Below are 15794 nucleotides of genomic sequence, written 5' to 3' on the forward strand. Positions count from 1 at the left end.
TGACTAACGGCCTGTTTAGATTTCAGTTGTAGATAAATTTCGTAGATTATGAACTTTCTCATGATACTGGTCATAAATCGGCTTAAGGACGGCGTCAGAGGATGCCATAAAATAATTTATCGCTGTATCTAGAAAGCATTCATGCGCTATCAAAATAAATTCTGAGAGCACCTTTTGACTATTAACGGGATCTGCAATTCTTTTTTGAATAGGTACAAACAAATTCTTGCTAAGCATAACTACTAAATCTTTGTAATAAGAATCCAATTGATGCTCGTTTGCTAAATATGAAAGTCGCTCGAATGAATTCTGAATCAGCTCTTGATGTAGTTGCAAAATTTCATTTGCATTTAATAACTGCTGAGACCAATAATGAACAATAGCCTCTGAGTCTAACTCACAAGACTTATATAACAAATCCAGTATTGGAAATGTACGGGATGACCTTTTATTTCTCATCATATAAGCTTGTAACATGGTCAACTCTCTAAGTTGTAGAAAACAGACTTACCTGGATAAGTAGCTACATCACCCAAATCTTCTTCGATACGCAACAGTTGGTTGTATTTGGCAATACGATCAGAGCGTGATAAAGAGCCAGTCTTAATTTGTCCAGCATTCGTACCCACTGCAATATCGGCAATCGTGCTGTCTTCTGTTTCACCAGAGCGATGAGAGATTACTGCTGTGTAATTGGCTCGCTTAGCCATCTCAATCGCCGCAAAGGTCTCAGTCAAGGTGCCAATTTGATTAATCTTAATCAGAATCGAATTAGCAATACCCTTCTCAATCCCTTCCTTGAGAATACGAGTATTGGTAACGAAGAGATCATCTCCGACTAATTGGATTTTCTTACCCAATTTTTGAGTAATGTCTGCCCATCCATCCCAATCACTCTCATGCATGCCATCTTCAATCGATACGATTGGGAACTGATCGGCTAAATTGCCAAGGTAATCTGAGAATTCACTGGAAGTTAACTGCAACCCTTCACCTGACAAGTGGTACTTGCCATCTTTATAGAACTCACTGGCAGCGCAATCCAAAGCCAATAAGACATCTTCACCCGCTTGATAGCCAGCGCCTTCAATAGCCTTCATGATGGTCTGCAAGCACTCTTGATTGCTCTTGAAGTTCGGGGCAAAACCACCCTCATCCCCAACAGTAGTTGGCATACCTTGTGCGCCTAAAATTTTCTTCAACTCATGGAAAATTTCCGCGCCACAACGCAAGGCTTCACGGAAGCTTTGTGCGCCGACTGGCATCACCATAAATTCTTGAATATCCAAGCTGTTATTGGCGTGCGCGCCACCATTGACGATGTTCATCATTGGCACTGGCAATTGCATGCCGCCAGATCCGCCAAAATAGCGATACAAAGGCAAGCCAGCCTCTTCTGCAGCAGCACGCGCCACAGCCATAGAGACAGCTAAAGTTGCGTTAGCGCCTAATCGAGCCTTGTTATGAGTTCCATCTAATTCAATTAAGGTGTGATCAAGGAAAGCTTGTTCGCTAGCATCAAGACCTAAAATCGATTCAGCAATCTCGATGTTGATATTTTGAACCGCCTTGAGAACGCCCTTACCTAAGTAGCGCGCTTTATCGCCATCGCGAAGCTCAATGGCCTCACGTGAACCCGTGGAAGCCCCTGAAGGCACTGCAGCACGCCCCATAACGCCAGACTCTAGCAATACATCGCACTCAACTGTTGGGTTGCCGCGTGAATCTAAAACTTCTCTACCGATGATGTCAACAATGGCGCTCATCGTTTTAGCTCTGCAATTTTCAGAAGGTTTGTTGATCCCGGTTTTCCAAATGGAATTCCCGCGCTAATTGCAATCTTTTTCTTAGCCTTAAACCCCATATCTAAGCAGGTATCAATTGCCAATCTTTCCATTTCTTCAATGTTTTTTGATTCAGCACCAATGACTGAACGCACCCCCCAAACCATGCAAAGACGTCTAGCTGTGCTGATATTTGGAGTAATACTCAATATATTTGTATCGGGGCGCTGTCTCGCAGCTCTCAGACTTGTATAGCCGCCACTGGTGTAGGTAACAATAGCTGCAGCATTAATCGCTTGAGCCACATCTCTTAAGGCGCCACAAATTGCATCAGCTTCATTTAATACTTTAGCGCCCAATTGCTGCGCGTCTGATGCATTTGTTTTGGAGTAGCCAGGATCCTGCTCTACTTCACTGACAATCTTATCCATCATAGTCACTGCTTCAACTGGATACTTCCCACTAGCTGATTCTGCGGAAAGCATCACTGCATCTGCTCCGTCATAGATTGCATGCGCTACATCTGATGCTTCGGCGCGCGTTGGGACAGGAGTGTTAATCATGGACTCCAACATTTGCGTAGCTACAACTACGGGTCTGCCGTATTTTTTTGAAAGCGCGATGATATTTTTCTGTGCTTGGGGCACCTTTTCCGGCGGTAACTCAACTCCAAGGTCGCCTCGGGCAACCATCACACCATCAGAGGCCTGAATAATTGCATCTAGACTTTTCAATGCTGCTGGCTTCTCTAATTTAGACATGATCCAGGCCTTACCCTTAACCAGATGACGAGCTTCATGAATATCTTCGGCCCGCTGCACAAACGATAGGGCAATCCAATCGACGCCTAATGACAGAGCAAATTCCAAGTCAATTTTGTCTTTAGCCGTTAAAGCCTTAATAGGTAGGATCGCGTCGGGAACATTAACCCCTTTTCTATTTGAAATCGCCCCTCCCACCACTACCTCTGTCTTGATCTCTGTTTTGGTAGAGCCGATTACTTTTAAACGCACCTTGCCGTCATCAATCAACAGATTTTGTCCTTTTGCAACCACCTTGAATAATTCAGGATGAGGAAGATACACTCTCTGGCTGTTACCAGGTTTATTTTTACTATCCAAAGTAAATGATTGGCCCTGCTTGAGAACAACCGATCCCTGGGTAAATGTTCCCACCCTCAATTTTGGCCCTTGTAGATCAGCTAAAATTGCTAAAGGTTTCTTTACCTTATCCTCAACCTTCCGAATAGTTTGATATCGCAATTTATGGTCGTCATGTGTTCCGTGGCTAAAGTTCAAGCGAAATACATCTACTCCAGCTTTTACTAAAATTTCTATTTCTTTGGCGCTACTACTCGAAGGACCTAAAGTCGCTACTATTTTTGCTTTACGCATGATTAGCTTTCTAAAATTAAAATTGCCCGAAAATCATTTACATTAGTTCTGGTTGGCCCAGTTCTAATTAAGGCATCTACTTGTTGAAAATAGGTATAGGCATCATTGCGCGCCATATAGCCCTTAATAGAAAGACCCTTTTCAGCAGCTAACTGAATAGTCTCTGGCGTTGTAATTGCACCCGCGTTATCTTCTGAGCCATCAATTCCATCAGTGTCAGCCGCAAGGGCGAAAATTCTTTTATCTCCATGCAATGATTCTGTAAGACCCAGCAAAAACTCGGCATTGCGACCACCCCTTCCACTGCCTTTAACTGTTACGGTAGTTTCTCCACCGCTTAATAGGAGTAAAGGCTTGGTAAAGGCCTCGGACTTTATATTAGCTAAGCCCAAGGCAATTGAACCCAGCACCCCGCCAACTTCTCTAGCCTCGCCTTCTATACAGTCAGATAACACGACAGCGTTAATTCCCTGCTTCTCTGCAAACTCTTTCGCCGCATCCAATGATTGTTTTGCAGTACCCATCACCACAGGTTTTGCAACGTTGCTAAAGATAGGATTTGTTTTTTTCGGGGTTTCTAGTTCACCATTAGCAAGGCTATTTAATATCCGCATCGGCAATTGAATGTTGTACTTTTTAATAATTTCCAACGCATCTCTGCAAGTAGTCTCATCTGGCAAAGTAGGCCCGCTGGCAATCACACTAGGATCATCACCCGGTACATCAGAGATGACAAAAGTTACTACCCTGGCCGGGGAGGAAAATTGTGCAAAACGTCCACCCTTAATTTTTGAGAGATGCTTCCTTACGCAATTAATTTCTGAAATAGATGCTCCGCAAGACAGCAATTGCTTATTGACATCTTTTTTTTCATCCAGACTAATTCCATCGGCTGGCACAGTCAATAAAGCTGACCCTCCACCAGAAATCAAGCAAACGACTAAATCATCCGCGGATAAGCCGCTAACTCTTTGGATTATCTGATGAGCTGCTTGCTCACCGGCCTCATCGGGAACTGGATGAGATGCTTCAACCACCTCGATTTTGTCGCAACCTAGCCCATGCTGATAACGCGTAATTACTAGTCCAGAGATTTTTTCGTACTCACTCTCCGGCCATAGAGCTTTAGCTGCCTGCTCAAAGGACTTGGCCATAGATGCGGATGCTTTGCCAGCACCCACCACAATCACTTTGCCTTTAGGTGGATCAGGAAACAAGTCCGTGAATTTTAAAAAATCTGGACTTGCTGCCTTGACTGCAACAGCAAAGAGTTCTTTTAATAAATTCTGTGCTGAGCTTGAGTTCATATTGCGCTTACTTAATTTGCAATCTGATGATTTGACATAATCTCAATGGCTCTGCATAGGGCTGAATGATCCATTTTGCTTAAGCCATTGGCTGCACAAGCATTCATTAGCTCCTGAGTAGTTGCAGTATTTGGCAACGAAATATTGAGCTGTTTTGCGCCCTGTAGAGCCAAATTTAGATCTTTTTGGTGAAGCTCAATCCTAAATCCTGGCTCAAATGTTCTTTTAACAATTCGCTCACCATGAACTTCGAGAATCCTTGATGAGGCAAATCCACCCATAAGAGCCTCCCTCACCTTAGCTGGGTTTGCGCCAGCTTTAGATGCAAACAATAAAGCCTCTGATACAGCCTGAATATTTAAAGCTACGATAATTTGATTTGCCACTTTGGTTGTTTGGCCATCACCATTGCCGCCAACTAAGGTAATATTCTTGCCCATTAACTCAAATAATGGTTTGGCGCGATCAAAATCTGCTTGCGAACCACCAACCATGATAGTCAAGCTTGCAGCTTTTGCACCCACTTCACCGCCAGAAACTGGCGCATCGAGATAGGTGGCTCCAATGTCATTAATCTTTTTAGCGAATTCCTTTGTTGCCATCGGTGATATAGAGCTCATATCCACAATGATTTTTCCTTTGGCGCCTGATTTCAGACCATCAGCAATACCATTTTCACCAAATAGAACGGCTTCTACATGTGGCGTATCGGGAACCATCGTAATGATGATGTTTGATTTTATTGCCACATCTTCTGAGCTATTGCAAACCACAGCACCAGCATCTAAAAGATCTTTAGATGGAGCCTTAAAATCAAAGACATTAACTTCGTAGCCACCCTTTAACAAGTTAAAAGCCATGGGCGTACCCATAATGCCTAAACCAATAAATCCAATTTTCTCTTTCATGTTTTATCCCTTATATTTTTGCTACTGATGATTTAAACCATGTGTATCAACCCATACGAGCCCCAAAACCGTATCTTTGGCCGGCTTATATTCGCAACCTACCCAACCTTGATAGTTAAGCCTGTTTAGCGACTTAAATATATTTTTGTAGTTAATCTCACCAGTTCCAGGCTCATTTCGACCCGGGTTATCGGCTATTTGAATATGGGCGATCCGATCAAAATACTTTGAGATATTGCCCAATAGTTCACCTTCCATGCGCTGCGCATGGTAAATGTCATATTGCAGGTAGATATTGTCACTACCCACTGCATCCATGATTCCAATGGCTTTTTTAGTTGAATTCAAAATAAAGCCAGGAATATCATAGTTATTGATAGGCTCAATCAGCAACTTAATATTTGCACCCTTTAGTTTTTCAGCAGCGTACTGTAGATTGCTAATGAGTGTATTTTCCGCATCCTCATCGCTGACATTTTCTGGCTTAATTCCCGACAGACAGTTCAATTGATTAACGCCTAGAGCATTCGCGTACTCAATTGCAAGATCTACACCCTTCTTAAATTCATCAACGCGGCTAGGAATACAGGCTATCCCTCGTTCACCAGATTCCCAATTTCCCGCCGGAAGGTTATGTAAAACAATTTTTAAGTGGAATTGTTTTAGCTTTTCTTGTATCTCTTCCACCTTGTATTCATAGGGAAAAAGAAATTCAACCGCTGCAAATCCATTATCTGCTGCGCGTTTAAAGCGGCGCAGAAATGAGTCTTCAGTAAAGAGCATCGATAAATTGGCTGATAACTTAATCATGTCATCTCCTTAATCAAGCAAGCCAGCAAGCTCAAGCCCCTTAATACCTTCTGGGTGCTTACAATCAATCTCTTCAAATTCCATGATGTTGTCAATTTCAGTACCCATAGCGATATTGGTTACTTTTTCTAAAATTACCTCGACAACTACTGGGACACTAAACTCACGTGCCATCTTTTGGGCCTGCACTAAAGCATCCTGAATCTCTCCTGGATCAGTTACGCGCAATGTCTTACATCCCAAGCCCTCAATTACCGCTTGATGATCCACTCCATACCCTTTTAGGTTTGGATCTTCTACATTTTGATTTTCAAAAGCTAACTGAACACAATAGTCCATATCAAAGCCGCGTTGTGCCTGACGAATCAAACCTAGATAACTGTTATTAACCAATACATGTACATAGGGCAGATTAAATTGCGCACCAACTGCTAACTCCTCAATTAAAAACTGGAAGTCATAATCACCTGAGAGACCTACTACGGTTCTCGTTGGATCAGAGGCAACAACGCCTAAGGCCGCCGGTATTGTCCAACCAAGTGGGCCTGCCTGTCCGCAGTTGATCCAATTTCTTGGACCATATACATGCAAGAACTGGGCACCTGCAATTTGAGATAGCCCAATTGTCGATACAAAAATCGTATCCCGTGGGAATGCCTTATTCATCTCCTCGTAAACTCTTTGCGGTTTTACTGGGATGTTGTCAAAGTGACTCTTACGTAACATCATCTTCTTACGATCCGCGCAACGTTCCGCCCACTCGTTAAAATCTTTTAGCTGGCCTTTTGCCTTTCTCTCTTTGGCGACTTCAACTAAAAGTTTCAATGCAGAGCCAGCATCAGAAGCGATGCCTAAATCTGGCGTAAATACACGACCAATTTGAGTGGGCTCAATATCAATGTGCACAAAACGACGACCTTTAGTGTATGTTTCAACTGAGCCTGTATGACGATTTGCCCAGCGGTTACCGATACCGATTACAAAATCACTGGCGAGCATCGAAGCATTTCCATAGCGATGGCTTGTTTGCAAGCCGCACATTCCCGCCATCAAGGGATGGTCATCAGGAATAGTTCCCCAGCCCATAAGGGTTGGAATTACCGGTATTCCCGTAATTTCTGCAAACTCAACCAATAAATCCGATGCATCCGCATTGATAATTCCACCGCCAGCGACAATCAAGGGCTTCTCAGCACTCATTAACATATCGATTGCTTTTTCGATCTGTTTACGCGATGCATGTGGCTTGTAAACCGGCAATGGTTCATAAGTATCGATATCAAATTCAATCTCTGCCAACTGCACATCAATTGGAAGATCGATTAAGACGGGCCCAGGTCTTGCTGAGCGCATTAGGTGGAAGGCTTGCTGGAATGCACGAGGTACCAAGCCTGGTTCACGTACTGTGACAGCCCATTTAGTAACAGGCTTAGCGATTGACTCAATATCAACCGCCTGGAAGTCTTCCTTATACAAACGTGCTCTAGGGGCCTGCCCTGTAATGCATAAAATTGGAATTGAGTCAGCACTCGCAGAGTACAAGCCGGTAATCATGTCAGTACCAGCCGGTCCAGATGTACCAATGCAAACTCCAATGTTGCCCGCTCTCGCACGGGTATAGCCTTCAGCCATATGTGAAGCGCCTTCAACATGTCGCGCAAGGATATGACTTATCCCACCATGCTTTTTCAAAGCGGAATACATTGGGTTAATTGCGGCCCCCGGAACACCGAATGCTTGATTCACACCCTCCTTCTCCATTACCAATACCGCCGCATCAATTGCCCGCATCTTTGCCATATCGATCTCCATTAAAAGTTTTATTAGGTTCGAATCATAGGTATACTTTTTGGAAACATCGACAATGCTTTAATCAACTGAATACTTAAAAAAAGTATCGAATGGATAAATTCAGAGAAGCAAAAGCACTTATTCTGGTTGCTGATTTTGGCAGTCTTGCAAAAGCAGCGGTTCAGGAAAACGTTACTCCAGCAGTCATTAGCAGGCGTTTAGACTCGCTTGAGAGAAGGCTTGGAGTTAAGCTATTGCACCGCAGCACAAGATCCATTAAGTTCACGGATGTAGGTATTGCATTTTTAGAAGACTGTCGCAGACTGACTAAAGAATGGGATCAAGTAGAGGATGGGATCTCATTGGGTCCGCGAGAAGTCTCCGGCTATCTCAATGTCACAGCACCTGCAGCTTTTGGACGAATCCACATTGCGCCACATGCAACTTCATTTTTAAAGCAGCATCCAAAAGTTAAGCTCTCCTTTAACTTCACTGACAAAGTGTTGGGCTTTGTTCAGGAGGGTTACGATTTATCTATTCGTATCGGGGGCACCATTGACCCAAACCTTGTGGCAACAGAACTTGCAGTCAATAAGCGGGTTGTATGTGCAAGCCCGAGCTATCTTAAGAAGATGGGAATGCCAAAGCACCCTAAAGACTTGCTCAATCACGAATGCTTAGTTCTCAATTACAGAGATACCTCATCTAATGCCTGGCACTTTCAAGAGAATGGGGTACCTTTCCAAGTAAAAACCCATGGTACGATTGATTGCAATGATGGTGAGATTTTGAAAAATTGGGCAATTGATGGACTTGGACTTGTTTGGAGATCTACCTGGGAAGTCCAGAATGAGTTACTTAATGGCAAACTAATCACAGTTCTTGATGAGTTTAGTATTCCAGGGTACAACATCATGGCGGTATACCCGCACCAAAGAATCGTGCCAACTAAGGTTAAAGAATTTATCAATCATCTTAAAAAAATATATACGATTGAAATTCCTCCGCCTAAGGGCTAATGGAATACATTGCCCATGACTAACCAGTTCAATCGAATTCCTCCACTGCATCTGCTAATTGCATTTGAGGCGATAGCCCGTCATAGTAGTTTTGCAAGAGCATCAGAAGAGTTGGCCCTCACTCCATCAGCTATTTCCCATCGAATAAAGAATTTAGAGGAGTTGTGGGGTATCGAGCTTTTCAATCGAACCGGCAATCAACTTCGACTTACAACTGCTGGAGCAAGGTATTTACGCGAGGTGAAAGAATCACTCACGTCGCTAAATACCCTCGCAAGACCCGAGTTCAAGGCTAAGAAGACCAGGCTTCGTATTGCGACTCCACCAACATTCGGTAGACAACATTTGCTGCCAAAACTAAGTGAATTTACAAGGCTTCACCCAGAAATAGACATAGAGCTTCACATTCAGATCCCTTTAATGGATGTCAATGCAGAAGAAGTAGACATTGAGATTCGATTTGGGGATGGCCACTATCCTGGATTCGAAGTAATTACCCTGATTGCTGAGCCCTGTGTACCCGCCTGCAGCAGAAATTACTTTCAGAAAATTGGCGGCTCATCAATCTTCAACCCAGTACAGAAACCAAAAGATCTCAAAGACCTGGTTTTACTGAGAAGCCCGCTAGAGCCATGGAAACCCTGGTTTGATGCCGCTGGTCTAGATTGGAAAGAGCCCGATGTGGGTCCACAATTTAATGATCTTGGCTTGCTGATTGAGGCAGTAGTTGCTGACATGGGAGTCGGATTGGTGCGGCCTAGAATGGTTAGATCCTTGATGGGCACGGGTCAAATTATTAAATTGATCGATATTGAATCTACCTCTCCACACAACTACTATATTGTCAAAAACCCTAATAAGAACTTCTCAGAAATTCAATCTTTTGTAAATTGGCTAACTCTGCAGCAATGGTGAATTTTATTCACCTTCTACATGTAAATCTTCCATCACCGATTGGCTCCTTTCTTCGTAAAGTGAGCCCATGGAAACCACATCAACCACTGCTGACAACTTAGATGAAGTGACTGCCGCTCTACTAAGCAAGCAGTCACTATTAGTATCGGCCCTGCGCCCCATCCTCCCGGAGCATGCTTTGCTTTGGGAGCCTGAGGACACGATTCCCTACGAATGTGACGGCTTAGCAGCATATCGGCGCATGCCACTGGCAGTTGCCCTTCCAGAGACTGAGGAGCAGGTTGCCAAGATTCTGAAGATTTGCTTTGAAATGCAAGTGCCCATCGTCCCACGCGGATCTGGCACGGGCCTATCTGGCGGTGCCATGCCCATTTCTCAGGGTTTAGTGCTCTCACTAGCCAAACTCAAAAAGATCGTCAGCGTTGACCCCTTTACCAGAACTGCGGTGGTACAGCCAGGCGTACGAAATTTAGCCATCTCCGAGGCAGTTGCCCATCTTGGCCTTTATTACGCGCCAGATCCATCATCACAGATTGCCTGCTCTATTGGCGGCAATGTGAATGAAAACTCTGGTGGTGTGCACTGCCTTAAATATGGACTCACGCTTCACAACGTATTAAAAGTCCGCGGCATTTTGATGAACGGCGAGATTGTGGAATTTGGCAGTCTTGCGCCAGACTCTCCAGGGCTTGATTTATTAGCAATCGTGATGGGTAGCGAAGGCATGCTTGCGGTTGTGACTGAAGTTACAGTGAAGTTAATTGCTAAGCCAAAATTGGCGCGCGTCATCATGGCGAGCTTTGACGATATTGAAAAAGGTGCAGATGCTGTTGCCGCCATCATTGCTGCTGGCATTATTCCGGCAGGCCTAGAGATGATGGATAAAGCCACTACTCGTGCCGTTGAAGAATTTGTTCATGCAGGCTATGACCTTGAAGCTGAGACCATTCTCCTATGCGAGTCAGATGGAACGCCTGAAGAGGTAGCGGAAGAAATTGAGCGTATGACTAAAGTGCTCGAACAAGCAGGTGCTAGCGGTATTCAGATTTCTCAAAATGAAGCTGAGCGCCTGAAGTTTTGGAGCGGTCGTAAGAATGCATTCCCTGCAGCTGGACGCTTAGCGCCTGACTACTACTGCATGGACGGCACGATCCCACGCAGAAATATCGGCACTCTACTAAGACGCATTCAGGGAATGGAAAAGAAATATGGCCTTGCTTGCTTGAATGTATTTCATGCGGGCGATGGCAATATGCATCCACTCATTTTATTTAATGGTGCTGACCAAGAAGAGTGGCATCGCGCTGAAGAATTCGGTACTGAAATTTTAGAAGCCTGTGTTGAGCTCGATGGCACGATTACCGGTGAGCATGGTGTTGGTATTGAAAAGATCAATTCCATGTGCGTTCAATTCGGCGAAGGTGAACGTGAATCTTTCTGGGGCGTTAAAGCCGCATTTGACCCAGAAAAACTCCTTAATCCTGATAAAGCCATTCCGACTTTAAATCGCTGCGCTGAATATGGTCGTATGCGCATTAGTGGTGGCAACTTGCCGCATCCTGAGTTGGAGCGCTTCTAATGTCTCAGTCCAATAATATGAATATTGATTTATTTCGTGAGCAAATTTTGGCGGCAGCCAAAAACAAAACCCCGTTATCCATTGAAGGTGGCGGTACGAAATCCTGGTATGGAAACGCTAATTCTTTTGCCAAGCTAGATACCCGTTCCTACTCTGGGATCTTGGAGTACCAGCCTGAAGAGCTGGTGATTACGGCTTGTGCCGGCACACCTTTAAAGGAGATTGAAGCGGCTCTGGCTGAGAAGAATCAAGTGCTGGCTTTTGAGCCACCCCATTTTGGTGATAACACTACTTTTGGTGGCGCCATTGCCGCAGGCTTAGCTGGGCCTGGCCGCATTAGTGCTGGCAACTTGCGTGACTTTGTTCTAGGCGCACGCATCCTCGATGGCAAAGGTCAAGACTTATCGTTTGGCGGCAAGGTTATGAAGAACGTCGCTGGATATGACGTTTCACGTTTACTGCCTGGATCCATGGGAACCTTGTCACTGTTACTTGAGGCTTCTGTCAAAGTATTGCCCAAGCCAGCAGCGACTGCAACGCTCCGCTGCCAGATCTCTCAAGAAAAAGCCTTACGGGTTTTAAATGAATGGGCTGGGCAACCGCTGCCACTATCAGCCAGTTGCTGGATTGGTAAGCCAAGACAAGATGGCGAGCTGACAATTCGCTTGGCTGGTGCTCTTGCAGCGGTTAAAGCCGCTATCCCCCTAATGAATGCCGCTATTGATGCTGTTGAATTGGATTCGACAATTGCACAAGTATTTTGGAATGATTTACGTGAACAGCGTTTAGCTGTTTTCACAAACCTAGATAGCGTTGACACACTCTATCGCTTAGCTCTACCAGCCGCATGCGGCCCGCTAGCAATTGAGAATGCCGTTGGCGATATTGCTTTGGAATGGCATGGTCAGCAGCGCTGGATTAAAGCGCCTGGCGATGATGCAACTTTTGCATTATTCAAAGCCTTAGCTCACTGTCACGGCGGACATGCCACTCGATTTAAACAAGGAAATGATGTTGACCCAAGTAATCAACGCTTTACCCTTCTGAGTGAGCAAGCACACTCAACTGCTTTAGAAGCAGTACAAGCACGCCTAAGAGCCGCCTTTGATCCAGCAGGCGTATTTGCTACTTCACGCCTTCCTTAAATCTTTATATGCAAACTCAACTCGCCCCCCAATTCGCCAATACCCCTGAGGGTATTGAGGCCGCCAGAATTCTTGGTAAATGTGTGCACTGTGGCTTCTGCACCGCCACTTGCCCCACCTATCAAATTCTGGGTGATGAACTCGATGGACCACGTGGTCGCATCTATCTCATTAAGCAAATAGCTGAAGGGCAAGCTCCGACTGAAAAAACACGCATGCATTTAGATCGCTGCCTCACTTGCCGCAATTGTGAGAGTACTTGTCCGAGCGGCGTGCAATACGGCAACCTGGTAGATATTGGTCGCAAGTGGGCAGAAGAAAACACCCCTGAGCGCCCCCTTGGTCAGCGCCTAACCCGCTGGGCTCTCAAAGAAGGTTTAACTAGCCCTAAATTATTTAATTCCGCAATGGCAATTGGTCGCTTGGTTCGCCCACTCATGCCCGCTGGCATCCAACGCAAAATTCCAGAAGTCAAAAATAAAGCGTTAGCCAGTAATACCAATCCCTACGCTAGGCCACAAGCAAGTCACTCTCGTAAGATGCTCTTGCTCGAGGGTTGCGTACAGCCAGGTATGCTGCCAAACATTAACTCAGCAACGGCACGTGTTTTAGATGCACTCAAGATTGAATTGATTAGCGCGCCTAATGCCACTTGCTGTGGCGCATTGCGTTACCACCTAAACGATCAAGCTGGCGGCCTTGATAACGCCAAACAGAATATCGACGCTTGGTGGCCACAAGTCGAGCAAGGTGTAGAAGCCATCGTGATGACTGCATCTGGTTGCGGCGTCATGGTGAAAGACTATGGACATCTATTTGCAAATGACCCTCAATATGCAAGTAAAGCAAAAAAGATCTCTGATCTCACTAAAGATATTTCAGAAATCTTGCCAGCACTTCAAGAAGAGCTCATCACCCTAATCGGAGCAGACCCCAAACCTGGCGTGGTATATCACCCGCCATGCACCCTGCAACATGGCCAACAAATTCGGGGCAAGGTTGAAGGTCTGCTATCTAGCATTGGTATTGGTGTACGCCTGTGTGCCGATAGCCATCTGTGCTGTGGCTCAGCAGGAACTTACTCTGTTACTCAACCAGAGTTATCAGAGCAGCTGCGTCATAACAAACTCACCCATCTCAATGCTGCTTGCGAAGAGTCCGGCGCTCAAGTGATTGTTTCTGGAAACATTGGTTGCATCACCCATTTACAGCAAGATGACACTCCAGTGCTGCATTGGATCGAGATCGTTGATCAATTGATATCAAAAGTATCAACACAAAAGTCAGTTAAAACAATTCACCAACCAGGTGAAAAGTTTGATGAGTTTTTAGGTATTAGCCCTAGAGCCTGAATGCAATTCTGAGGAATAGGATTCACATCTAGTTTTACTTTAAAAAATTATTTAAGGAGATCATCATGGTTTGGCAACAAATTTATGACCCAATTGGGAATATGGTCCTCTCCACCCTTCTTGCGGCTATCCCTGTTGTCGTCATGTTGGTTGGATTAGGATTTTTACATTTAAAAGCACATATAGCTGCAGGAGCAGGCTTATTAAGCGCAATTATCGTTGCAGTCTTTGTATACGGAATGCCTGGAGAGATGGCAGGTAAAGCCGCTCTCATGGGGGGTCTAACAGGCTTACTCCCAATTGGCTGGATTGTATTGAACATCATCTACCTTCACCAACTTACCGAGCAGAATGGTTCATTCAAAATTCTGCAGGACTCAATCGCTGGTATTACTGAAGATCGACGCCTGCAATTACTTTTGATTGCCTTCGCTTTTGGCGCCTTCTTTGAGGGCGCTGCAGGTTTTGGTACGCCAGTAGCGGTAACAGCTGCTATTTTGATTGGCCTAGGCTTCTCACCTCTTGCCGCATCTGGTCTTTCTTTAATTGCCAATACTGCACCGGTAGCCTTTGGTGCGCTCGGTACCCCAATTATTACTTTAGCGAAAGTGCATGACTACGATTTAATGGAAATCTCAGCGATGGTTGGGCGTCAACTTCCACTTTTCTCTCTGATCGTTCCCTTCTGGTTGATTTGGGCTTTCGCCGGCAGAAAAGGTATGATGCAAATTTGGCCGGCTATTCTGGTAACTGGCGCAACATTCGCAATCGCTCAATTCTTGGTATCCAATTACATCGGGCCAGAATTAGTAGACGTTATCGCTGCTATTGTTTCAATGGCATCTTTGGTCATGTTCCTAAAAGTTTGGAAACCAAAAGAGATTTGGAGATCTACATCCCTCAAGGGGCATGAAAGTGATGGAGGCGCATCCATTGCCCCAACTGTCCCAACCGTTCACCCACGTGCAGATGTAATACGAGCTTGGATGCCTTGGTGTATTTTGACTGTGTTCGTCTTTATTTGGGGCTTGCCAGATGTTAAGAATTACTTAAACAGTATCTTTGCACCTAAATTCCCAATCGAAGGCTTGCATTTGATGGTTGAGAAGATTGCCCCTGTAGTCTCTAAGCCAACCAAAGAGTCTGCAGTCTATGTATTAAACCTACTATCTGCCACCGGAACTGGGATTCTATTTTCAGCAATCCTAGGCGGCTTGTTTATGAAGTACAACCCTATTACCCTAGTAACAAGCTATTTCAGAACATTCTGGCTCGTTCGTTACTCATTAATCACTATCGTGTTGATGCTAGGTCTTGGTACATTGACGCGCTACTCCGGCCTTGATACCACTCTCGGTTTAGCATTTGCTGCTACAGGTATGTTCTATCCATTCTTTGGCACTTTAATGGGATGGATGGGTGTAGCTCTTACAGGCTCTGATACAGCATCTAACGTTCTATTTGGTGGCATGCAAAAAGTTGCCGCTGAGCAAATTGGAATAAGCCCCAATCTAATGGGTGCCGCTAATAGTTCTGGAGGTGTAATGGGCAAAATGATTGATGCACAATCTATTGTTGTCGCCTCAACAGCAACCCGTTGGTTTAATCATGAAGGCGATATCTTGCGTTATGTCTTCTTCCACTCAGTAGCACTTGCTTGCTTAGTGGGTATTTTTGTGACACTTCAAGCATATGTATATCCATTTACTTTGATGGTCATTCAGTAACAACTTGTAGCTCCCTTTCAAGACCGCCTTGTGCGGTCTTTTTTTTGACTTGGCGGAGGAGGT

At 44.8% G+C, this 15794-nt stretch carries 13 protein-coding genes; 6 read left to right on the plus strand and 7 right to left on the minus strand.

Annotated features, from left to right (window positions below; translation table 11 throughout):
* Positions 1-15 precede the first annotated feature (15 nt).
* The 7 genes from ICN42_RS00700 to gcl are packed head-to-tail and all read right to left on the minus strand — an operon-like array spanning position 16 to position 8003.
* On the minus strand, positions 16-477 hold the full coding sequence (locus ICN42_RS00700; protein WP_216249443.1) for a hypothetical protein: 462 nt from the start codon (positions 475-477) through the stop codon (positions 16-18).
* A gap of 2 nt (positions 478-479) precedes the next feature.
* The gene (eno, locus tag ICN42_RS00705; protein ID WP_216249444.1) at positions 480-1766 is read right to left on the minus strand and encodes a phosphopyruvate hydratase; all 1287 of its coding nucleotides are present in this window, start codon (positions 1764-1766) and stop codon (positions 480-482) included.
* On the minus strand, positions 1763-3178 hold the full coding sequence (gene pyk, locus ICN42_RS00710) for a pyruvate kinase (protein WP_216249445.1): 1416 nt from the start codon (positions 3176-3178) through the stop codon (positions 1763-1765). Before pyk ends, eno begins: the two co-directional genes overlap by 4 nt.
* Before the next feature lie 2 nt (positions 3179-3180).
* Positions 3181-4485 (minus strand): glycerate kinase, encoded by a 1305-nt coding sequence (locus tag ICN42_RS00715; protein ID WP_216249447.1) that lies wholly within the window; start codon positions 4483-4485, stop codon positions 3181-3183.
* Between the two features lie 11 nt (positions 4486-4496).
* Positions 4497-5393: a 2-hydroxy-3-oxopropionate reductase gene (glxR, locus tag ICN42_RS00720; protein ID WP_216230498.1), complete on the minus strand. Its 897-nt coding sequence runs from the start codon at positions 5391-5393 to the stop codon at positions 4497-4499.
* Positions 5394-5414: 21 nt separating this feature from the next.
* Positions 5415-6203, minus strand: a complete 789-nt coding sequence (hyi, locus tag ICN42_RS00725; protein ID WP_216230499.1) for a hydroxypyruvate isomerase — start codon at positions 6201-6203, stop codon at positions 5415-5417.
* A gap of 9 nt (positions 6204-6212) precedes the next feature.
* The gene (gcl, locus tag ICN42_RS00730; protein WP_216235353.1) at positions 6213-8003 is read right to left on the minus strand and encodes a glyoxylate carboligase; all 1791 of its coding nucleotides are present in this window, start codon (positions 8001-8003) and stop codon (positions 6213-6215) included.
* A gap of 101 nt (positions 8004-8104) precedes the next feature.
* Between gcl and ICN42_RS00735 the strand changes: the two genes are divergently transcribed.
* From ICN42_RS00735 to ICN42_RS00760, 6 genes are all read left to right on the plus strand, one after another.
* Entirely contained in the window at positions 8105-9013 is a 909-nt protein-coding gene (locus ICN42_RS00735) for a LysR family transcriptional regulator (RefSeq protein WP_216249449.1), read from the plus strand.
* A 15-nt stretch (positions 9014-9028) separates the two neighbouring features.
* Positions 9029-9928 carry a LysR substrate-binding domain-containing protein gene (locus tag ICN42_RS00740; protein ID WP_216249451.1) on the plus strand — a complete coding sequence of 300 codons (900 nt, stop codon included), beginning with the start codon at positions 9029-9031 and terminating at the stop codon, positions 9926-9928.
* Positions 9929-9995: 67 nt separating this feature from the next.
* The gene (locus ICN42_RS00745) at positions 9996-11507 is read left to right on the plus strand and encodes an FAD-linked oxidase C-terminal domain-containing protein (RefSeq protein ID WP_216249453.1); all 1512 of its coding nucleotides are present in this window, start codon (positions 9996-9998) and stop codon (positions 11505-11507) included.
* Entirely contained in the window at positions 11507-12652 is a 1146-nt protein-coding gene (gene glcE, locus ICN42_RS00750) for a glycolate oxidase subunit GlcE (protein WP_216249457.1), read from the plus strand. Before ICN42_RS00745 ends, glcE begins: the two co-directional genes overlap by 1 nt.
* Positions 12653-12660: 8 nt before the next feature.
* The gene (gene glcF, locus ICN42_RS00755) at positions 12661-14004 is read left to right on the plus strand and encodes a glycolate oxidase subunit GlcF (protein ID WP_216249459.1); all 1344 of its coding nucleotides are present in this window, start codon (positions 12661-12663) and stop codon (positions 14002-14004) included.
* A 65-nt stretch (positions 14005-14069) separates the two neighbouring features.
* Positions 14070-15731 carry an L-lactate permease gene (locus tag ICN42_RS00760; protein ID WP_216230506.1) on the plus strand — a complete coding sequence of 554 codons (1662 nt, stop codon included), beginning with the start codon at positions 14070-14072 and terminating at the stop codon, positions 15729-15731.
* The last annotated feature ends 63 nt before the right edge of the window (positions 15732-15794 follow it).

The sequence above is a fragment of the Polynucleobacter sp. 71A-WALBACH genome (assembly GCF_018882365.1).
Lineage (GTDB): Bacteria > Pseudomonadota > Gammaproteobacteria > Burkholderiales > Burkholderiaceae > Polynucleobacter.